The 21393-nt window shown below is 47.7% G+C and carries 20 protein-coding genes and 1 tRNA gene; 18 read left to right on the forward strand and 3 right to left on the reverse strand.

Annotated features, from left to right (window positions below):
• Positions 1-192 precede the first annotated feature (192 nt).
• Both dnaX and ACTHUR_RS00170 read left to right on the forward strand, forming a co-directional pair.
• Entirely contained in the window at positions 193-2184 is a 1992-nt protein-coding gene (dnaX, locus tag ACTHUR_RS00165) for a DNA polymerase III subunit gamma/tau (RefSeq protein WP_049337069.1), read from the forward strand.
• Between the two features lie 90 nt (positions 2185-2274).
• A complete protein-coding gene (locus ACTHUR_RS00170; protein ID WP_003678854.1) occupies positions 2275-2610 on the forward strand; it encodes a YbaB/EbfC family nucleoid-associated protein in 336 nt (111 codons plus the stop codon).
• Positions 2611-2758: 148 nt separating this feature from the next.
• On the opposite strand, the gene ACTHUR_RS00175 is transcribed toward ACTHUR_RS00170, so the two are convergent.
• Together ACTHUR_RS00175 and ACTHUR_RS00180 are read right to left on the reverse strand one after the other, a co-directional pair.
• A tRNA-Asn gene (locus ACTHUR_RS00175) sits at positions 2759-2834 on the reverse strand.
• A 139-nt stretch (positions 2835-2973) separates the two neighbouring features.
• Positions 2974-3465, reverse strand: coding sequence for a hypothetical protein (locus ACTHUR_RS00180; RefSeq protein ID WP_049336771.1), 492 nt, complete (start codon positions 3463-3465; stop codon positions 2974-2976).
• Between the two features lie 180 nt (positions 3466-3645).
• Between ACTHUR_RS00180 and dapF the strand changes: the two genes are divergently transcribed.
• From dapF to ACTHUR_RS00200, 4 genes are all read left to right on the forward strand, one after another.
• On the forward strand, positions 3646-4497 hold the full coding sequence (gene dapF, locus ACTHUR_RS00185) for a diaminopimelate epimerase (protein WP_049336770.1): 852 nt from the start codon (positions 3646-3648) through the stop codon (positions 4495-4497).
• Positions 4494-5096, forward strand: a complete 603-nt coding sequence (locus ACTHUR_RS00190) for a hypothetical protein (protein ID WP_049336767.1) — start codon at positions 4494-4496, stop codon at positions 5094-5096. Before dapF ends, ACTHUR_RS00190 begins: the two co-directional genes overlap by 4 nt.
• Positions 5097-5202: 106 nt before the next feature.
• Positions 5203-6135, forward strand: coding sequence for a cysteine synthase A (gene cysK, locus ACTHUR_RS00195; protein WP_107723629.1), 933 nt, complete (start codon positions 5203-5205; stop codon positions 6133-6135).
• A 154-nt stretch (positions 6136-6289) separates the two neighbouring features.
• Entirely contained in the window at positions 6290-6790 is a 501-nt protein-coding gene (locus tag ACTHUR_RS00200) for a membrane lipoprotein lipid attachment site-containing protein (RefSeq protein ID WP_371440888.1), read from the forward strand.
• Between the two features lie 83 nt (positions 6791-6873).
• Here the strand turns inward: ACTHUR_RS00200 and ACTHUR_RS00205 are convergent, their stop codons facing one another.
• Positions 6874-7257 carry a YkvA family protein gene (locus ACTHUR_RS00205; protein ID WP_049329785.1) on the reverse strand — a complete coding sequence of 128 codons (384 nt, stop codon included), beginning with the start codon at positions 7255-7257 and terminating at the stop codon, positions 6874-6876.
• A 460-nt stretch (positions 7258-7717) separates the two neighbouring features.
• Here ACTHUR_RS00205 and sdhC point away from each other — a divergent pair, with 460 nt between their 5' ends.
• The 12 genes from sdhC to sucD all read left to right on the forward strand — a co-directional run bounded on the left by sdhC (position 7718) and on the right by sucD (position 21244).
• Positions 7718-8095: a succinate dehydrogenase, cytochrome b556 subunit gene (gene sdhC / locus ACTHUR_RS00210; protein ID WP_049336763.1), complete on the forward strand. Its 378-nt coding sequence runs from the start codon at positions 7718-7720 to the stop codon at positions 8093-8095.
• Entirely contained in the window at positions 8089-8430 is a 342-nt protein-coding gene (gene sdhD, locus ACTHUR_RS00215) for a succinate dehydrogenase, hydrophobic membrane anchor protein (protein ID WP_003678837.1), read from the forward strand. The genes sdhC and sdhD overlap by 7 nt, the downstream gene beginning before the upstream one ends.
• Positions 8431-8432: 2 nt before the next feature.
• Positions 8433-10196: a succinate dehydrogenase flavoprotein subunit gene (gene sdhA / locus ACTHUR_RS00220; RefSeq protein ID WP_049336762.1), complete on the forward strand. Its 1764-nt coding sequence runs from the start codon at positions 8433-8435 to the stop codon at positions 10194-10196.
• Positions 10197-10315: 119 nt separating this feature from the next.
• Positions 10316-11023, forward strand: coding sequence for a succinate dehydrogenase iron-sulfur subunit (locus ACTHUR_RS00225; RefSeq protein ID WP_003678833.1), 708 nt, complete (start codon positions 10316-10318; stop codon positions 11021-11023).
• Positions 11024-11026: 3 nt separating this feature from the next.
• A complete protein-coding gene (locus ACTHUR_RS00230) occupies positions 11027-11275 on the forward strand; it encodes an FAD assembly factor SdhE (protein ID WP_003678830.1) in 249 nt (82 codons plus the stop codon).
• A gap of 123 nt (positions 11276-11398) precedes the next feature.
• Complete coding sequence (gltA, locus tag ACTHUR_RS00235) at positions 11399-12682, forward strand: citrate synthase (protein WP_004519267.1); 1284 nt, start codon at positions 11399-11401, stop codon at positions 12680-12682.
• Positions 12683-12891: 209 nt separating this feature from the next.
• On the forward strand, positions 12892-15720 hold the full coding sequence (locus tag ACTHUR_RS00240) for a 2-oxoglutarate dehydrogenase E1 component (RefSeq protein ID WP_004519268.1): 2829 nt from the start codon (positions 12892-12894) through the stop codon (positions 15718-15720).
• A 99-nt stretch (positions 15721-15819) separates the two neighbouring features.
• On the forward strand, positions 15820-17001 hold the full coding sequence (odhB, locus tag ACTHUR_RS00245) for a 2-oxoglutarate dehydrogenase complex dihydrolipoyllysine-residue succinyltransferase (RefSeq protein WP_004519270.1): 1182 nt from the start codon (positions 15820-15822) through the stop codon (positions 16999-17001).
• Positions 17002-17259: 258 nt separating this feature from the next.
• The gene (lpdA, locus tag ACTHUR_RS00250; protein WP_002217382.1) at positions 17260-18693 is read left to right on the forward strand and encodes a dihydrolipoyl dehydrogenase; all 1434 of its coding nucleotides are present in this window, start codon (positions 17260-17262) and stop codon (positions 18691-18693) included.
• 124 nt (positions 18694-18817) lie between these two features.
• Positions 18818-19105 carry a hypothetical protein gene (locus ACTHUR_RS00255; RefSeq protein WP_004519272.1) on the forward strand — a complete coding sequence of 96 codons (288 nt, stop codon included), beginning with the start codon at positions 18818-18820 and terminating at the stop codon, positions 19103-19105.
• A 71-nt stretch (positions 19106-19176) separates the two neighbouring features.
• Positions 19177-20343 carry an ADP-forming succinate--CoA ligase subunit beta gene (gene sucC, locus ACTHUR_RS00260; protein WP_003675098.1) on the forward strand — a complete coding sequence of 389 codons (1167 nt, stop codon included), beginning with the start codon at positions 19177-19179 and terminating at the stop codon, positions 20341-20343.
• Positions 20344-20353: 10 nt separating this feature from the next.
• Positions 20354-21244 (forward strand): succinate--CoA ligase subunit alpha, encoded by an 891-nt coding sequence (sucD, locus tag ACTHUR_RS00265; protein WP_002221113.1) that lies wholly within the window; start codon positions 20354-20356, stop codon positions 21242-21244.
• Positions 21245-21393 lie beyond the last annotated feature (149 nt).

A 21393-nucleotide genomic window follows, 5' to 3' on the forward strand; every position in this document is an offset into this window, starting at 1 on the left:
TCAAACTTCAAATTACTTATCATTTATGTAGCATTCTAACATTGCAATGACATGCTGTCGCTGTCGGTTTGATAGAAAATCCTTAATAAAAATCAAAAAAATGCTAGAATATATGCCATTTTCTGAGGCCGTCTGAAAAGCGGAGAATTCTTTTCAGACGGCCTTCCGATTTATTTCCCGTAGAGAAACAACATGGCTTATCAAGTTCTTGCACGAAAATGGCGTCCGAAAACCTTTGCCGATTTGGTCGGTCAGGAACACGTCGTCAAAGCCCTGCGTAACGCGCTGGACGAAGGCCGTCTGCACCATGCCTATCTGCTGACAGGGACACGCGGTGTGGGTAAGACCACGATTGCCAGGATTTTGGCCAAGAGCCTGAACTGCGAAAATGCCGTGCATGGTGAGCCGTGCGGTCAGTGTGAAAGCTGTACGCAAATCGACAGCGGCCGTTATGTGGATCTATTGGAAATCGACGCGGCATCGAATACCGGTATCGACAATATCCGCGAAGTGTTGGAAAACGCGCAATACGCGCCGACTGCGGGTAAATACAAAGTCTATATCATCGACGAAGTGCATATGCTTTCCAAAAGCGCGTTCAATGCCATGCTGAAGACTTTGGAAGAACCGCCTGAACACGTTAAATTTATTTTGGCGACCACCGATCCGCATAAAGTCCCCATTACTGTATTGAGCCGCTGTTTGCAATTTGTGTTGCGCAACATGACAACCCAGCAGGTTGCCGAGCATTTGGCGCATGTCTTGGATCGTGAAAACGTTCCTTATCAGCCACAGGCTTTGCAACTTTTAGGCCGTGCCGCCGCCGGCTCGATGCGCGATGCGTTGAGCCTTTTAGATCAGGCGATTGCCATGGGTTCGGGTAAAGTGGCCGAACAAGATGTCCGCCAGATGATCGGAGCGGTCGATAAACAATACTTGTTTGAATTGCTTGAAGGAATCATCAATCAAAACGGGGAAGCCTTGCTGGAAAAGGCTCAGGAAATGTCCGCCAGAGCGATTGGTTTTGACAGCGCGTTGGCAGAATTGGCCATGTTGTTGCAACGTTTGGCTTTGATTCAAACCATTCCTTCCGCCTTGGCAAATGACGATCCTGAACGTGAAACTTTGCAGCGATTAAGTCAGGCTTTGAGTGGCGAGCAGATTCAGCTTTATTATCAATGCGCTATTCATGGTAAACAGGATTTACCGCTGGCTCCAGACGAGTATGCCGGTTTTGTCATGACGCTTTTGCGCATGCTTGCATTTGCGCCGTTGGCCGCTTCGGGTTGCGATACGCAAAGTCAGATTGAACACACGGATTTGCATTCCGACCATCAGAAAGCTGAGGCCGAAAAAAAGCCTTTTCAGCTGCCGAAATCTGAGCCGATAGCAGCACCGGCGGTTGAGAAAGAGGCTGTTCCGACTAAACAGGATATCGTTGAAAGGCCGTCTGAAGAAACTATTCAGTCTGCTCAACAACAGGGGGATGTCCCGCCTTGGGAAGACATGCCGAGCCAAGTATCGGCTGAGCCGCCTCAAACACAAACGGCGCAGATGCAAGAAACTGCGGAGCCATTGCCTGTTGCAAAAGTTCAGACGGCCCCTGAACCGGAAGAATATCCGCACATAGATGAGGAAATTCCACCTCCGTATTTTGATGAAGCATATGCATATGAAGATTCACACCGTGCTGATGTGATGGAAGTACTGCAGCCGGTTGTGTCTGAAGAAGAGGAGGGAGATGAAGAAGAGCTTCAGTTCGCTCCTTTGCCTGAGTTTAAAACTGAGAATTGGCACAGCATTATCGAACGATTTGCCCGTAAATTAGGCGCGGCGCAGATGTTGGCACAAAATGCGGCATGGACGAGTTATGATACGGAAGCAGGATTAATCATGCTGTCGTTGACGGATGAGGCCAAAGCTACTGCCAATAAAGAGCGCTTGGACAAAATCTGCCAGACGTTGAGCGAGGCTTACCATCTTGGCAATTTAAGGCTGCAAACCGAGCCTTGGCAGGATGATAAAGGCTGGGAAACGCCGGTGATGCGCCGCAAACGTATTCAAGAAGAAGGACGGCAGCAGGCGCAAGATTTGCTGGAAGCGGATACAACGGCGCAGAAAATTTTGCAAATCTTTGAAGCGCAATGGCTGCCGGATTCTTTAGAGTTAGTAGGGCATTCTTAAAATACTGACATACAAGGCCGTCTGAAAGGCAATAGCGTTTTTCAGACGGCATGAGTGAAACCCATTTATTCAAACCCATAGGAGTAAAACATGTTCGGAAAAGCCGGATTAGGCGGCCTGATGAAACAGGCTCAACAAATGCAAGAAAACATGAAAAAGGCACAAGCCAAGCTGGCTGAAACCGAAGTTGAAGGTGAAGCAGGCAATGGTTTGGTGAAAGTTGTGATGACGTGTTCGCACGTTGTTCGCAAACTTGAAATCAGCCCTGATTTGATTCAAGAAGCCGCAGACGACAAAGAAATGCTGGAAGATTTGGTATTGGCCGCTATCAATGCCGCTTCTGAAAAAGCCGAAGAAACGACCAACAAAACCATGGGTGCATTTACCCAAGGCCTGCCGGCAGGCATGGGCGACTTCTTCCGTTGATTTAAAAATAAATAAAAGGCCGTCTGAAGCCAGATTTGGGTTTCAGACGGCCTTTTTTATTATGAGGATTCATGGGCTTTCTTTGGGAAAGAACAAGCGTTCCTTATTGATGTAAAAAAGCCTGAACAGAAGTTCAGGCTTTTAAATTTGGCTCCCCGACCTGGGCTCGAACCAGGGACCTGCGGATTAACAGTCCGTCGCTCTACCGACTGAGCTATCGGGGAATGGGGCGTATTATAATGGCTGGAAAAAATGTGTCAATCAATATTTTTAAGGAAATGGTGCAAAATATTTCAAATGTTTGAATGTTAAAAATATTTTGTAATCAAGTTTCACATGCTCCTCAGCCGTTTCAGACGGCCTTTAGTATTTGGCGTTAACCAATTTGCCGTTTTGGAATACTTGTTGCTGCATCACCGTGCCGTTGTAGGCGTAAGTGGTTAACGAGCCATTGCTTGGCGTGGCGCGGAACTGCATCAGTTGGTTACGGCTGAGAACGTAGGGGTCCGTGCGTTTTTGACTGTTGTCGCTGTAAAAGTCTTGGACGACGTATTCGTTGTTACGTTTGCTGATCAGTTGGCGATGGAAGCCACCTTTGACTGCGCTGTTGCTGGGTGTGCCGTGTGCATCAAAATAGGTCACGATTTGTTCTTCTGAGATACGGATGCCGTCTGAATCCGTGCCTTTGGTGGTTTTGGTTTTATCCAAGCCGACAGGGATGTTGATGGATGTACCCAGGCCGACATGGCGGCCGATGCTGGTGCCGACGCCTAAGCCGACGGAAACACCGGGCGTGCCGACTGTACATGCGCTGAGTGAAGCGGCCAAAAGGGCAGGTAAGAGAATTTTTTTCATAATGTGTATCCTTGTAATAAGAAATATTTGTAATGTGGGAAGTATAGTATTTTTGCGGGGTGGCTGGTGTTAGTATTGGTAAAAGGGCGCAAGGCCGTCTGAGAAACAAGATAGAAACGAATATATCATTCTGGTGTAGAATGTGCCGAAATAATGATTTAATAAGAATGTGAATAAATAATGAAAACTTTGAAATTTACGAAGATGCACGGCTTGGGCAATGATTTTATGGTGGTTAATGCCATCGATCAGGACTTTGATCCGTTGACTGCGCCGCTTGCCCAATGGGCAGACCGCTATCGCGGCGTGGGTTTTGATCAGTTTTTGGTAGTGGAGAAGCCTTCTTCTGATGCGGTCGATTTTCGGTACCGCATTTTCAATGCCGATGGTCGGGAAGTAGAGCAGTGCGGCAATGGAGCGCGTTGTTTTGCGCGTTTTGTCGCGGATAAGGGTTTGACGGATAAAACGGAAATTTTGGTCGAAACGGCCAAAGGGATTATTGTACCGAAGCTGTTGGATAACGGTTTGGTTACCGTCAATATGGGTAAACCGCGTTTCATGCCGTCTGAAATTCCGTTTGTGCCTGCACATGGTGAAAATGAAGATGCGCTGACACATATTGTCTTGGTCGGTTTGGAGTCTGTACCGGTAAGCTGTGTGAATATGGGTAATCCGCATGCGGTGATTTTGGTTGATGATGTTGAGACTGCGCCGGTGGAATATTGGGGCGGCGCTATTGAATCGCACGAGCAGTTTCCTGAACGGGTCAATGTCGGCTTTTTGCAGGTTGAAGATGAATTGTCAGTCCGCCTGCGAGTGTTTGAACGCGGGGTGGGGGAAACTCAGGCTTGCGGCACTGGAGCGTGTGCGGCCGTGGTGGCAGGCGTGCGCAATGGCTTGCTGAAAGCGGGTGCGCCTGTGCGTGTTACTCTGCCTGGAGGTGAATTGTTTATCAGTTGGGAAGAAGGTGGCGATGTGCAAATGACCGGCCCTGCGGAAACTGTTTTTGAAGGCGAGTTGCAGTATTCATGATGGTTTCTTTGGATTTTTGGTTTGCCGTCGCGTATGCTGCGGTATCGTTGGCATTTATTTTTCGCGCGCAGCGGTTTCAATGGCTTTGGGCTACGGTGTTGTTGTGGCTGGGGATTTCGGCACTGGGCGCACGCTTGTTGCCCGGAATATGGGGCTTTACGCATACAGGCCCTTTGTTCATCCCTCATTTTTATCTGACAATCGCCAGTATTTTCTTCTTTATTGATGACTGCAGTAAAACGGAAGACAAAAAGTTTTGGTCGGCAGGCGAATATGCCGGTTTGACCTTATTTGCGGTTTCCAATGTCGTCATGACTTTGGCTTTTGTTTTCTTGGTAGGCGTGGTTTATTTCATCTTGCCGCTGGCGGGCGCGGTTTTTGCGTGGGCGGCCTTGCTGAAAATTTATGCTTTGAAACCCATTTATTGGTTTGCATTGCAGGGCGTCCTGATGCTGGTGTTTTATCTGCACAGAGTGGTTGTTTGCAAGCAGTCTGCCTCTCTTTTCAGTATGCGGCAGATGTGGGCAGGTTGGATGGTTGCCGTCGTGATGCAGGCTGTAGTTGCCGTTACATTGATTTTTGAGCGCAGTGGATATTGACCGCGCTTGAACCAAAAGTTATAAAGAAAGAAATTTTCGATATTGGTTTTTCAGACGGCCTGAGTTTAATATGCAGGCTGTATTACATCTAAATCAGGAGCAGGAAATGAAAATTGCAAATAATATTACCGAGCTGATCGGCAACACACCTCTGGTGAAACTGAACCGCCTGACCGAAGGTTTAAAAGCGCAAATCGCCGTTAAACTTGAATTCTTTAATCCAGGCAGCAGCGTGAAAGACCGTATTGCCGAATCTATGATTGAAGCGGCCGAGCAAGCCGGTAAAATCAATAAAGATACCGTTATCGTCGAGGCAACCAGTGGCAATACCGGTATCGGTTTGGCCATGGTGTGTGCGGCCCGCGGTTATAAATTGGCGATTACTATGCCTGAAAGCATGAGTAAAGAACGCAAAATGCTGCTGCGTGCATTCGGTGCAGAGCTAATTTTGACACCTGCTGCCGAAGGTATGGCGGGCGCTATTGCTAAAGCCCAGTCTTTGGTGGACGAACATCCAGATACTTACTTTATGCCGCGCCAATTTGATAACGAGGCTAATCCTGAAGTTCACCGCAAAACCACTGCCGAAGAAATTTGGCGCGATACAGACGGTAAAGTAGATATTTTCGTGGCCGGTGTAGGTACAGGCGGTACGATTACCGGTGTGGGCGAAGTATTGAAAAAATACAAACCCGAAGTTCAAATCGTGGCTGTCGAGCCTGAAGCTTCCCCAGTATTGAGCGGTGGCGAGAAAGGTCCGCATCCGATTCAAGGTTTGGGTGCAGGCTTTATCCCCAGCGTTTTGAATACGACTGTTTACGACAGCATTTCCAAAGTACCTAACGAGGCAGCGTTTGAAACTGCGCGCGCTATGGCTGAAAAAGAAGGCATTTTGGTAGGTATTTCTTCAGGTGCCGCAGTATGGAGCGCATTGCAACTGGCTAAAAAACCTGAAAACGAAGGTAAGTTGATCGTTGTCTTGTTGCCATCATATGGCGAACGCTATCTTTCTACGCCTCTGTTTGCCGATTTGGCATAATATAGGATTGTTGTTAAAAGGCCGTTTTCAGACGGCCTTTTTTGCGTATGGGCTTGAGATATCGTATGAAATCTGTTGTAATTCAGTTAATGAGCTTTGAATACCATTATTCAAAAGTTGGTTTCTTCAACGAATCATGCTTATAATGCGCATTATGAAAAAATACATTCTTCCTATCTTTGCTGTGGCGGCACTTGCCGGTTGTGAATCGATTTATGTTCCAACATTGAAAGAAGTGCCAGTTCGACCAACCAACGTTAAGAAACCTAAGGCTGATTCACAAGTTTCAGCTACCGGTTATCATTTAGCTCCTTCGCATTGGGCAGATGTTTCCAAGATTCATGATGAAGCACGTCGCTTGAGTACCCAAGTGAGCCAAGGTAGTCTGACCAAAGTTCAGGCTGCACAATATTTGAACCGCTTCCGTATCCAACAAGTGGGACGCAACTCTGTCGATGACAGTATGTACGAAGTTTATCTGCGTTCTGCCGTTGACAGCCAACGTGGTGAAATTACTACCGAGCAATCCAAACAGTACATCCAAGGTGCTTTGCGCGGTTGGCAACAGCGTTGGAAAAACATGGATACCAAACCAAGCAATCCTGCGTTTACCAACTTCCTGATGGAAGTTATGGGTATGCAGCCTTTGAAATAAAAAGTCATAAACTGAGAAGGCCGTCTGAATATTCAGACGACCTTCTTTTTGTATTTATATATGTGTAGTCGGACTTTATCCAATTAAGAACCAAACAGCTTGTCAGCCGCTTGACGGGCTTTTTCTTGAATATCTTCGGTCAGATAGTTTTTCATCTGAGAATAAACCAGCGCAATGACGGCAATGTCATCGCTGAAGCCAAATGGAATCAGAAGGTCGGGAATGCTGTCAATAGGACTGAGGAAGTAAACCAGTGCGCCGACAATAATCATTTTTGCACGTTTGGGTGTATGTTCGGATTCCCAGAGATAATAAAGCGCATAAAGCTGGCGGACGACAGGTTTACCCAAGCGACCGGCAAAGCGTCCGAGTTTTTTCATGAAGCCGGATGTGTCTAAGTTTCGACGGCGGAAGGAGGGGATGTAGTCTTCCGGATCGGGTGTGTTTTGATGAGGGGAGTGTGTCATGATGCAGCTTCCTTTTTAGGTATGGAAACATGGTTGGTGTTACGTCGTATTTTAGTCTATTTTGGGCGGATGAAATGTCTTTGAATGTATAACTATGTAAGAGTAGTGATGATAATGCAATGGTAATAAGTTAAGAATGGCTTATGCCTTTGTAAAGATTAGGTATCAAGAGTGAGAATTTATCTCACAATAGATACAATTCTCAAACAATAATGATGTTATCGTAAGTGCTTTGATGGGGAGATGGCTTAATTGCAGGAAAGTAACAAAAAAGGCTAGCCACACAAAAAAAATCTAAGAATGATTGTTTGATTTTATTAGTCTTTTGGTAAAAATCATTAGAGCATTCATAAATTGCACTGTTCAAAATGAGATAAAACAGGTAAATTATGGTTTATGTAGCTTATTGTAGTGCTGAGCTATAGGTTTTGAGCTGATAATAAATCTAGAGGAACTGACCATGTCCGCCAAATCACGCCCGGTATTTTTGGAAATTCCGAATATCCGATTGCCCATACCGGGGATTGTATCTATTCTTCACCGTATCAGCGGCGTCGGCTTGTTTGTGATGCTGCCTGTTCTCTTGTATTTCTTCTCCGGAACGCTGGATCGCGAAGCGTCGTTTGAAGCATATCGTACTGCTATTTCCAATCCGTTTGTGAAGCTGATCCTTATCGGTCTGTTGTGGGCATATCTGCACCACTTTTTCGCCGGTATCCGCTTTCTGTTTTTGGATGTGCATAAAGGCCTGGAATTAAATACTGCCCGTACTACTGCTAAAGTTGTATTTGCTTCTGCTTTGATTCTGACCGTCGTTTTGGGAGCTTTGTTATGGTAGAACGTAAATTGACAGGTGCGCATTACGGTTTGCGCGATTGGGCAATGCAACGTGCAACTGCGGTCATCATGTTGGTGTACACCGTGGTTCTTTTGGTTGTTTTGTTTACGTTGCCTAAAGAATATTCGGCATGGCAGGCATTTTTTGATCAAACTTGGGTAAAAGTATTTACCCAAGTGAGCTTCTTGGCTGTATTCCTGCATGCATGGGTAGGTATCCGCGATTTGTGGATGGACTACATTAAGCCTTTCGGTCTGCGTTTGTTTTTACAAGTTGCCACCATCGTTTGGTTGGTAGGCTGCTTGGTGTATTCTGTTAAAGTAATTTGGGGGTAAATATGGGTTATCCTGTTCGCAAGTTTGATGCCGTGATTGTTGGCGGTGGTGGTGCAGGTTTACGCGCAGCCCTCCAATTGTCTAAATCCGGCCTGAATTGTGCTGTTTTGTCTAAAGTCTTCCCAACCCGTTCTCATACTGTAGCGGCTCAAGGTGGTATTTCTGCTTCATTGGGTAATGTGCAAGAAGACCGTTGGGATTGGCATATGTACGATACCGTGAAAGGTTCTGACTGGTTGGGCGACCAAGATGCGATTGAGTTTATGTGTCGCGCCGCGCCTGAAGCCGTAATTGAGTTGGAACACATGGGTATGCCTTTTGACCGTGTGGAAAGTGGCAAAATCTACCAACGTCCTTTCGGTGGTCATACTGCCGAACATGGTAAACGTGCGGTAGAACGTGCATGTGCGGTTGCCGACCGTACCGGTCATGCGATGTTGCATACTTTGTACCAACAAAACGTCCGTGCCAATACACAATTCTTTGTGGAATGGACGGCACAAGATTTGATTCGTGATGAAAACGGCGACGTCGTCGGTGTAACCGCCATGGAAATGGAAACCGGCGAAGTTTATATTTTCCACGCTAAAGCCGTGATGTTTGCTACCGGTGGTGGCGGCCGTATTTATGCGTCTTCAACCAATGCTTATATGAATACCGGTGATGGTTTGGGTATTTGTGCCCGTGCAGGTATTCCGTTGGAAGACATGGAATTCTGGCAATTCCACCCGACCGGTGTAGCCGGTGCCGGTGTATTGATTACTGAGGGTGTGCGCGGTGAGGGTGGTATTCTGTTGAATGCCGATGGCGAACGCTTTATGGAACGTTATGCTCCAACCGTAAAAGACTTGGCTTCCCGTGACGTGGTTTCCCGTGCGATGGCGATGGAAATCTACGAAGGTCGCGGCTGTGGTAAAAACAAAGACCACGTTTTGCTGAAAATCGACCATATCGGCGCAGAAAAAATTATGGAAAAACTGCCGGGCATCCGCGAGATTTCCATCCAGTTTGCCGGTATCGACCCGATTAAAGACCCAATTCCTGTTGTGCCGACTACCCACTACATGATGGGCGGTATTCCGACTAACTACCATGGCGAAGTTGTCGTTCCGCAAGGTGAAGATTACGAAGTGCCTGTAAAAGGTCTGTATGCGGCAGGTGAGTGTGCTTGTGCTTCCGTGCACGGTGCGAACCGCTTGGGTACCAACTCCCTGTTGGACTTGGTGGTATTCGGTAAAGCTGCCGGCGACAGCATGATTAAATTCATCAAAGAGCAAAGCGACTGGAAACCTCTGCCTGCTAATGCCGGTGAGTTGACCCGCCAACGTATCGAGCGTTTGGACAACCAAACCGATGGTGAAAACGTTGATGCATTGCGTCGCGAACTGCAACGCTCCGTACAACTGCATGCCGGTGTGTTCCGTACCGATGAGATTCTGAGCAAAGGCGTTCGAGAAATCATGGAGATTGCCGAGCGCGTGAAACGTACTGAAATCAAAGACAAGAGCAAAGTATGGAATACCGCGCGTATCGAAGCTTTGGAGTTGGATAATCTGATTGAAGTAGCGAAAGCGACTTTGGTGTCTGCCGAAGCACGTAAAGAATCGCGTGGCGCACACGCTTCAGACGACCATCCTGAGCGCGATGACGAAAACTGGATGAAACATACCCTGTATCATTCAGATACCAATACTTTGTCTTACAAACCGGTACATACCAAGCCTTTGAGCGTGGAATACATCAAACCGGCTAAACGCGTTTATTGATGAGTTTTCAGACGGCCTTTACCTTAAAGGCCGTCTGAAACCTAACCATACCCACATTGAACTGCTTGAATTCATAATACAAAATCATTGAGCAGTTTATGAGAAAAGGAACACTTCTCATGGAAAAAATGAGTTTTGAAATTTACCGTTACAACCCGGACGTTGATGCCAAACCTTATATGCAACGTTACGAGTTGGAATTGGAACCAACCGACGTTAAGCTTTTGGACGCTTTAGTGCGCCTGAAAGCACAAGACGATACATTGTCTTTCCGCCGTTCTTGCCGCGAAGGTATTTGCGGTTCTGACGGTATGAACATCAACGGTAAAAACGGCTTGGCATGTCTGACCGATCTGCGCAGCCTGAAACAGCCGGTTAAAATCCGCCCTCTGCCAGGTCTGCCTGTTATCCGCGACCTGATTGTGGATATGACCCAGTTCTTCAAACAATATCACTCAATCAAACCTTACGTTGTCAACGACAACCCTATCGATGCGGACAAAGAGCGTCTGCAAACTCAGGAAGAGCGTAAAGAGTTGGACGGTTTGTACGAGTGTATTTTGTGCGCCTGCTGTTCGACTGCCTGCCCGTCATTCTGGTGGAATCCTGATAAATTCGTTGGTCCGTCTGGCTTGCTGAATGCTTACCGTTTCATTGCGGATAGCCGTGATACCATCACTAATGAGCGTTTGGATAATCTGAACGACCCATACCGTTTGTTCCGTTGCCACACCATTATGAACTGCGTAGACGTATGTCCTAAACACTTGAATCCGACCCGAGCCATCGGTAAGATTAAAGAGATTATGTTGAAACGAGCCGTTTAAGAAATGATGGTTTTTGACGATATTGCCAAACGGAAAATCCGTTTTCAAACCCGCCGGGGATTGTTAGAACTAGACTTAATCTTCGGCAGGTTTATGGAAAAAGAATTCGAGCACCTGAGTGATCAGGAGTTGTCCGAATTTTCCGAAATCCTCGAATTTCAAGACCAAGAGTTGCTTGCCTTGATTAACGGACATTCGGCAACGGACAAGAAACACCTGATTCCCATGCTTGAAAAAATCAGACAGGCATGATGTGTTATAGAGCTTGTTTGCGATGCCAATCCGAACAAGCTTTTTCCATACTGAGGCCGTCTGAAAAAAGGACCGTGCCGCTTGGGCGGCAACGAAAGCCCCAACTTACAAAGGAGTTTAAGAATGTCTAAATCAGTCAAGCTCACCACCCCAAATCAAGAGACCTTGGAACTGCCAGTATTGGAAGCAAGTATCGGCCATGATGTGGTTGACATCCGTGCGTTGACAAAAAATACAGGTCTGTTTTCATTCGACCCAGGATTCGTGTCCACTGCAAGTTGCGAATCCAAAATCACTTATATTGACGGCGATAAAGGTCTGTTATATTACCGTGGTTATCCTATCGAGCAGTTGGCCGAAAAATCCGATTACTTGGAAGTTTGTTACCTGTTGATCTACGGCGAGCTGCCTACGCCCGAACAGAAAAAAGAATTTGATGCTACAGTCAGCCACCATACTATGGTGCATGAACAGTTGACTTGGTTCTTCCGCGGTTTCCGTCGCGATGCGCACCCGATGGCGATGATGGTGGGTGTGGTTGGCGCTTTGTCTGCTTTCTATCAAGACAGCTTGGATATTACCAATCCTGAACACCGCAAAATCGCGATTTACCGCTTAATCTCCAAAATTCCGACCATTGCGGCAATGTGTTACCGTTATTCCAACGGTTTGCCGTTCAATTATCCAAAAAATAACCTTTCCTATGCTGAAAACTTCTTGCACATGATGTTTGCCACACCGTGTGAAGAATACAAACCTAATCCAGTCTTGGCCCGCGCGCTCGACCGCATCTTTATTTTGCATGCCGACCACGAGCAAAATGCTTCTACTTCGACCGTACGTTTGGCAGGCTCTTCAGGGGCGAACCCATTTGCCTGTATCGCTGCTGGTATCGCCTGTCTGTGGGGTGCTTCACACGGCGGTGCAAACGAAGCTGTGTTGAAGATGCTGGATGAAATCGGCGATGTGTCTAATGTTGCCGCATACATGGAAGGTGTGAAACAACGCAAATACCGTCTGATGGGCTTCGGTCACCGCGTATACCGCAATATGGACCCACGAGCCAACATCATGCGCGAAACCTGTTATGAAGTCTTAAAAGAATTGGGCTTGGAAGACAGTCCTAAATTCAAGCTGGCGATGGAATTGGAACAAATTGCACTGAAAGACCCATTCTTTGTTGAACGCAAGCTGTATCCAAACGTCGACTTCTACTCTGGTATCGTCTTGTCTGCATTGGGCATTCCAACTGAAATGTTTACCGTTATCTTCGCATTGTCGCGCAGTGTAGGTTGGATTTCTCATTGGCATGAAATGATTAGCGATCCGGCACTGAAAATCGGTCGCCCACGTCAACTTTATACCGGTGCAGAACGTCGCGATTACGTTCCGGTAGATAAACGCTAATAAACAATACATTAATATATTGTTGAAAAGTCGTTTGAAAAAATCGAATTGCCGTTTTCAATGAGGTTGGTCGTAATTAATTAAGTTGATAGCAGGTAATTTGATTTGAAATAGGGTAGAATAAAGTGTCATTTCAGACGGCCTGAATTCCGTTCGGAGAACACGGGATTCTACCCTTTGTTTATATTTTAAAGAAAAGAGCTCACGCCATGATGGACGAAAAACTCAATTTCTCTTATCTGTTTGGTTCTAATGCGCCATACATCGAGGAGTTGTATGAAAAGTTTCTGGATAATCCGGAATCTGTCGATGAAAAATGGAAACAGTACTTTACCGATTTGAGTAAACAGCCGGGCGCAGTCGCTGTCGATGTTGCCCATACACCGATTCGTGAATCATTTGCCACTTTGGCTAAAAAGAAAATTGCCGCAGCCGTCGCAGGCGGTGTGGATGAGGCAATGATGAAAAAGCAAGTCAGCGTTTTGCGACTGATTTCTGCCTATCGTATCCAAGGCGTGGGTGCAGCCCAACTTGATCCGCTCAAACGTATTCCTCCTCAAAATATTGAAGCTCTCGATCCTAAATTCCACGGTCTGTCAGATGCCGATATGGCACTTCAGTTCAATATGGGCGAGGGCGATTTTTCCGGTCAGAGCAAACTGCCTCTGTCCCAAATCATCAGTAACCTCAAACAAACCTACTGCGGCCATATCGCGGTAGAGTACATCTACATTCCAAATACCGAAGAGCGTCGTTGGGTTCGTAATTATTTTGAAAGCGTACTGTCTACACCAAGCTACAACGTTGAACAAAAACGCCGTATCTTGAAAGAAATGACTGCTGCCGAAACTCTGGAACGCTACCTGCATACCAAATATGTCGGTCAAAAACGTTTCGGTGTCGAAGGTGGCGAAAGTGCCATTGCCGGTTTGAACTATTTGATTCAAAACGCCGGTAAAGACGGCGTGGAAGAAGTCATCATCGGTATGGCACACCGTGGCCGTCTGAATGTTTTGGTTAACATTTTGGGCAAAAAACCGGCTGATCTGTTTGCCGAATTTGAAGGCCGTGCCGAAATCAAATTGCCTAGCGGCGACGTGAAATACCACATGGGCTTCAGCTCCGACATTGCTACGCCACACGGCCCGATGCACGTTTCTTTGGCATTCAACCCGTCACACTTGGAAATCGTTAATCCAGTAGTAGAAGGTTCTGCACGCGCCAAACAAAAACGTTTGGGCGAAAACGGCCGCGATAAAGTCTTGCCGGTATTGATTCATGGTGACTCCGCATTTATCGGTTTGGGTGTTAACCAAGCAACATTCAACCTGTCTAAAACACGCGGTTATACCACCGGCGGTACTGTTCACATCGTGATCAACAACCAAATCGGCTTTACGACTTCCGATACCCGCGATACCCGTTCAACCGTACACTGTACCGATATCGCGAAAATGGTTTCCGCTCCGGTTATCCATGTGAATGGCGATGATCCTGAACGCGTTTGCTTTGCCATCCAAGCTGCCTTGGATTACCGCAAAAAATTCCATAAAGACATCGTGGTTGATGTTGTCTGCTACCGTAAATGGGGCCACAACGAGGGCGATGATCCGACCTTGACCCAACCGATGATGTACAAAAAAGTATCGCAACACCCAGGTGCGCGTGCTTTGTACACCGAGCAACTGATTGCCGAAGGCGTGGTAACCCAAGCTGAGGCTGACGGTTACATCCAAGCCTACCGTGATGCTTTGGACAAAGGCGAACATGTTGAACAAACAACGTTGAGCAATTTCCAACGCACACAAATCGACTGGAGCAAATACCAAGGCAAAGATTGGCGCGAAAAAATCGAAACCGGTTTGCCTGCCGCCGACATTGAGCGTCTTACTGAGAAATTCACCGCTGTACCGGAAGGCTTTGCCCTGCATCCGACTGCAAAACGTGTGATCGAAGCGCGTAAAGCCATGGCATCCGGCAAACAAGCCATCGACTGGGGTATGGCCGAAACCCTCGCATACGCAAGCCTGCTGACCAAAGGTCATGGCGTGCGTATCTCTGGTGAGGACTCCGGCCGCGGTACATTCTCACACCGTCATGCCGTTCTGCACGATCAAAAACGCGAAAAATGGGACGACGGTACTTATGTTCCTCTGCGCAACATGGGCGAAGGCTTGGGCGAGTTCCTGGTTATCGACTCTATCTTGAACGAAGAAGCCGTAATGGCGTTCGAGTACGGCTTTGCCTGCTCCGCTCCTGACAAGCTGACCATTTGGGAAGCGCAATTCGGTGACTTCGCTAACGGCGCGCAAGTAACTATCGACCAATTCCTGTCTTCAGGCGAAACCAAATGGGGTCGTTTGTGCGGTCTGACCACCATCCTGCCGCACGGTTACGACGGTCAAGGCCCTGAGCACTCTTCTGCACGTGTAGAACGTTGGTTGCAACTGTGTTCTGAGAACAATATGCAAGTCATCATGCCGTCTGAAGCGTCGCAAATGTTCCACCTCTTGCAACGTCAAGTCTTGGGTTCATACCGCAAACCGCTGGTGATTTTCATGTCCAAACGCCTGTTGCGCTTCAAAGGTGCAATGAGCCCGCTGGAAAACTTCACCGAAGGTTCGACTTTCCGTCCAGTTATCGGAGATACCGCAGAACGTGCAAGCAACGACAGCGTGAAACGCGTGGTATTGTGTGCCGGTCAGGTTTACTATGACTTGGAAGCCGGCCGTACCGAGCGTAAACTGGAAAATGATGTTGCTATCGTCCGCGTTGAGCAGCTGTATCCGTTCCCATACGATGAGGTTAAAGCTGAACTGGCGAAATACCCGAACGCAAAATCTGTGGTTTGGGCGCAAGAAGAGCCGAAAAACCAAGGTGCGTTCTACCAAATCCGCCACCGTATCGAAGACGTTATCAGCGAAGAGCAAAAACTGTCTTATGCCGGTCGTCCAAGCAGTGCATCGCCTGCAGTGGGCTACTCAAGCAAACACATTGCTCAATTGAAACAATTGGTTGAAGACGCTTTGGCGTTGTAAACCTAGTGGCATTCCGTTTGAAATTGTTCAGGCGGAATGCCCATATGCAGAATTAAAAACACACAACAGGCCGTCTGAAAGGGCCATTGGAGACACAAAATGATTATTGATGTAAAAGTACCTATGCTGTCTGAAAGCGTATCTGAGGGCACGCTCTTGGAATGGAAGAAAAAAGTTGGCGAAGCAGTTGCCCGTGACGAAATCCTGATCGATATCGAAACTGACAAAGTGGTTTTGGAAGTCCCTTCTCCACAAGCCGGCGTATTGGTTGAAATCGTAGCTCAAGACGGTGAAACCGTTGTTGCCGACCAAGTTTTGGCTCGCATCGATACAGCTGCTACTGCCGCTGCTGAAGCCCCAGCCGCCGCGCCTGCCGAAGCTACCCCAGCCGCCGCTCCTGCTGCTGCACAAAACAACGCCGCTATGCCTGCTGCCGCCAAACTGGCTGCCGAGACCGGTGTTGACGTGAACGCATTGCAAGGTTCCGGCCGTGACGGTCGCGTATTGAAAGAAGACGTACAAAATGCCGCTGCCAAACCTGCCGCAGCCGCAGCCCCTGCCGTTGCACTTCCTGCCGGCGCACGTCCTGAAGAACGCGTACCAATGAGCCGCCTGCGTGCCCGTGTTGCAGAACGCCTCTTGGCTTCTCAACAAGAAAACGCCATTTTGACTACATTCAACGAAGTCAACATGAAACCAATCATGGACTTGCGTGCGAAGTACAAAGATAAATTCGAGAAAGAACACGGCGTGAAATTGGGCTTTATGTCCTTCTTCGTTAAATCCGCTGTTGCCGCCCTGAAAAAATACCCGGTTGTGAATGCTTCTGTTGACGGCAAAGACATCGTTTACCACGGCTACTTCGACATCGGTATCGCAATTGGCAGCCCACGCGGTTTGGTTGTGCCAATCCTGCGCGATGCCGACCAAATGAGCATTGCCGACATCGAACAAGCAATTGTTGATTACGCGAAAAAAGCAAAAGACGGCAAAATCGCTATCGAAGATCTGACCGGCGGTACATTCAGTATTACCAACGGCGGTACTTTCGGTTCTATGATGTCTACCCCGATCATCAACCCGCCTCAATCTGCGATTTTGGGTATGCACGCCACTAAAGAGCGCGCTGTGGTTGAAAACGGTCAAGTTGTTGTCCGTCCAATGATGTATCTGGCTCTGTCTTACGACCACCGTATCATTGACGGCCGCGAAGCTGTATTGACCTTGGTAGCCATTAAAGACGCGTTGGAAGACCCAGCACGCCTGTTGTTGGATCTGTAATCGTTTCAGACGGCCTTTTATTTGTTAATGAAAAGGCCGTCTGAATTTTTATTTAGATGTAGCGTAATGTAGTATCGTGCTACAATAGGCTCAACGAACGATTGAGGCCGTCTGAAACATTTGATTCGAATGAATCGGCAGATATAGACTTTCAGACGGCCTTTTCTTAAAACCATCAAAACGCAGTCATTCAAAATAAAAAAGAAACAAAAAGTATCGTTTTTATTTTGAGATACTGCAAAAGCAAAGGATGACACGATGTCTCAATATGATGTAGTAGTGATTGGTGCAGGCCCGGGCGGATACGTTGCCGCCATTCGTGCTGCGCAACTGGGTTTCAAAACCGCTTGCGTTGACGCAGGCGTTAACAAAGCAGGCAACGCCCCAGCATTGGGCGGTACTTGCTTGAACGTAGGCTGTATCCCTTCTAAAGCCCTGTTGCAATCCAGCGAACATTTCCACGCTGCGCAACACGATTTTGCAGAACACGGTATCACTGTCGGCGACGTAAAATTCGACGCAGCCAAAATGATTGAGCGCAAAGATGCCATCGTAACCAAGCTGACCGGCGGCGTGAAATTCCTGTTCCAAAAAAACAAAGTAACCAGCCTGTTCGGTACTGCTTCTTTTGCTGGTAAAAATGGCGATGCTTATCAAATCGAAGTCGATAACAAAGGCGAGAAAACCGTTATCGAAGCCAAACACGTCATCGTAGCGACCGGTTCCGTACCGCGTCCGCTGCCACAAGTTGCTATAGACAACGTGAACGTATTAGACAACGAAGGCGCATTGAATCTGACCGAAGTACCTGCCAAACTCGGCGTGATCGGTTCCGGTGTGATTGGTTTGGAAATGGGTTCCGTATGGAACCGCGTGGGTGCAGAAGTTACCATTCTTGAAGCCGCGCCGACCTTCCTGGCTGCCGCCGACCAACAAATCGCCAAGGAAGCCTTCAAATACTTCACCAAAGAGCAAGGTCTGAGCATCGAATTGGGCGTGAAAATCGGCGACATCAAATCTGAAGGCAAAGGCGTTTCCGTTGCTTACGAAACTGCTGCCGGCGAAGCCAAAACCGAAGTATTCGACAAACTGATTGTTGCCATCGGCCGTATTCCAAACACCAAAGGCCTGAACGCCGAAGCCGTAGGCTTGGAAAAAGACGAACGCGGCTTTATCAAAGTAGATGGCGAATGCCGTACCAATCTGCCTAACGTATGGGCAATCGGCGACGTGGTTCGCGGCCCGATGTTGGCACACAAAGCCAGTGACGAAGGTGTTGCCGTTGCAGAGCGCATTGCCGGTCAAAAACCGCATATCGACTTCAACAACGTACCGTTCGTGATTTACACCGACCCTGAAATCGCTTGGGTGGGTAAAACCGAAGAGCAACTCAAAGCCGAAGGCGTGGAGTACAAAAAAGGTACTTCAGGTTTCGGCGCAAACGGTCGCGCATTGGCAATGGGCAAAGCCAAAGGTACGGTCAAAGTATTGGCAGATGCCAAAACCGACCGCATCTTAGGCGTACACATGATTGGTCCGGTTGTCAGCGAATTGGTTACCGAAGGCGTGACTGCGCTCGAATTCTTCGCCAGCAGCGAAGACATCGCCCGCATCATCCATGCCCACCCAACCTTGTCCGAAGTGGTTCACGAAGCTGCATTGGCGGCCGACAAACGCGCTTTGCACGGTTGATAGACATTAAGGCCGTCTGAAATTTTTCAGACGGCCTTAAGACCTCCGACAAATTGAATGTTCCGAGAGCTTCGTTTTCTGATTTATAATTCCGTCAGACAAACAAACAGCATTTACATTCATTATGAACAAAGAAATAGTCGGTATTTTCTTTATACCGATGGGCATCATCAGCATGTGTATGGCCGCATTGTGGCAGATGTATGTGATGATGACCGAAACTTATACGCTCAACCGTTTCAAAGATAAAGAATTGGTTTGGCGCGTGGCATTGTTGTTTATCAGTTTCAGCCTTGCCGTTTATCTGCTCTGCCCGAATTCGCGTAAAAAAGGCATTGTCTTTTTTATTCTCGGAGGAGGAGGCGCAACCATGTATCTGCTGGCGCGGATGTGGTTGCCTTTCAGTAAATAGTAGGGCCGTCTGAAAATATGGGATTGGCCGCAGGGCGATTCCTAAAACCCACTCACCTTAAGGAGAAATCCATGAATTTACACGAGTATCAGGCTAAAGAACTGCTGGCTAGCTACGGTTTGCCCGTACAAGGCGGTATTTTGGCACACAACGGCGAAGAAGCCGCTGCAGCTTACGACAAATTGGGCGGTAAATTCGCTGTTGTCAAAGCACAAGTACACGCCGGCGGCCGCGGTAAAGCGGGTGGCGTAAAAGTCGTTAAAAGCCGCGAAGAAGCTAAAGAAGTGGCTGAAAGCCTGATTGGCACCAACTTGGTAACTTACCAAACCGATGCCAACGGCCAACCTGTCAACAGCGTTTTGGTTTGCGAAGACATGTATCCGGTTCAAACCGAGCTGTACTTGGGCGCAGTGGTTGACCGTTCTACCCGCCGCGTTACATTCATGGCCTCTACCGAAGGTGGCGTGGAAATCGAAAAAGTTGCTGCCGAAACTCCAGAAAAAATCTTCAAAGTAACCGTTGATCCGCTGGTTGGCCTGCAACCTTGCCAAGCTCGCGAAGTTGCGTTCCAACTGGGCTTGAAAGACAAACAAATCAACGAGTTCGTCAAACTGATGACCGGCGCGTACAAAGCGTTTATCGAAAACGACTTCGCCCTGTTTGAAGTAAACCCATTGGCAGTTCGCGAAAATGGCGCGCTGGCTTGCGTAGATGGCAAAATCGGTATCGACAGCAACGCGCTCTACCGCCTGCCAAAAATCGCTGAATTGCGCGACAAATCTCAAGAAAACGAACGTGAGCTGAAAGCTTCTGAATTCGACCTGAACTATGTTGCCCTGGAAGGTAACATCGGCTGTATGGTTAACGGTGCCGGTTTGGCGATGGCCACTATGGACATCATCAAACTCAAAGGCGGCCAACCTGCCAACTTCTTGGACGTTGGCGGCGGTGCAACCAAAGACCGCGTGGTTGAAGCGTTCAAACTGATTCTGGAAGACAAATCCGTTAAAGGCGTATTGATCAACATCTTCGGCGGTATCGTACGTTGCGACATGATTGCGGAAGCCATCGTGGCAGCCGTTAAAGAAATCAACGTCAACGTTCCTGTCGTTGTTCGTTTGGAAGGTAACAATGCCGAACTCGGCGCGAAAATCCTGAACGAATCAGGTCTGAAACTGACTTCTGCAGACGGCCTGAATGACGCAGCCGAAAAAATTGTTGCAGCCGTAAACGCCTAAGGAGAAAAGAATGAGCGTATTGATTAATAAAGACACCAAAGTATTGGTTCAAGGTTTCACCGGTAAAAACGGTACTTTCCACTCCGAACAAGCTCTGGCTTACGGCACTAAAGTTGTCGGCGGCGTTACCCCGGGCAAAGGCGGTCAAACCCACCTGAACCTGCCCGTGTTTAACACCATGAAAGAAGCCGTTAAAGAAACCGGCGCAGACGCATCTGTAATTTACGTTCCAGCTCCGTTTGTATTGGACTCTATCGTTGAAGCCGTTGATTCAGGCGTAGGCTTGGTCGTTGTGATTACCGAAGGCGTGCCTACTTTGGACATGCTCAAAGCCAAACGTTACTTGGAAACCAACGGCAACGGTACCCGCTTGGTCGGCCCTAACTGCCCTGGTGTGATTACTCCGGGTGAGTGCAAAATCGGTATTATGCCGGGCCACATCCACACTCCGGGCCGCATCGGTATTATTTCCCGTTCCGGTACATTGACTTACGAAGCTGTAGCACAAACCACCAAACTGGGCTTGGGTCAATCAACCTGTATTGGTATCGGCGGCGACCCGATTCCTGGTATGAACCAAATCGACGCACTGAAACTCTTCCAAGAAGACCCAGATACCGACGCCATCATCATGATCGGTGAAATCGGCGGTACTGCGGAAGAAGAAGCAGCCGAATACATCCAATCCAACGTAACCAAACCTGTTGTAGGTTACATCGCTGGTGTTACCGCTCCTAAAGGCAAACGTATGGGCCACGCCGGTGCGATTATCTCCGGTGGTAAAGGTACTGCCGAAGAAAAATTCGCCGCTTTCGAAAAAGCCGGTATCGCTTACACCCGCAGCCCTGCCGAGTTGGGCACTACCATGCTGGAAGTGTTGAAAGCAAAAGGTTTGGCATAAGACTTAAGTCTTTAAGCTGAATTGAAAAGGCCGTCTGAAGTTTTCAGACGGCCTTTTTTTAAATTTCATTTGCTTGTTTTCATAATAAGCACTTAATTTTATTTAAATTAACGTTTATTTTAGAATAAACGGTTATAATTTATTAACAG

The organism is Neisseria sp. P0021.S007 (assembly GCF_051956855.1).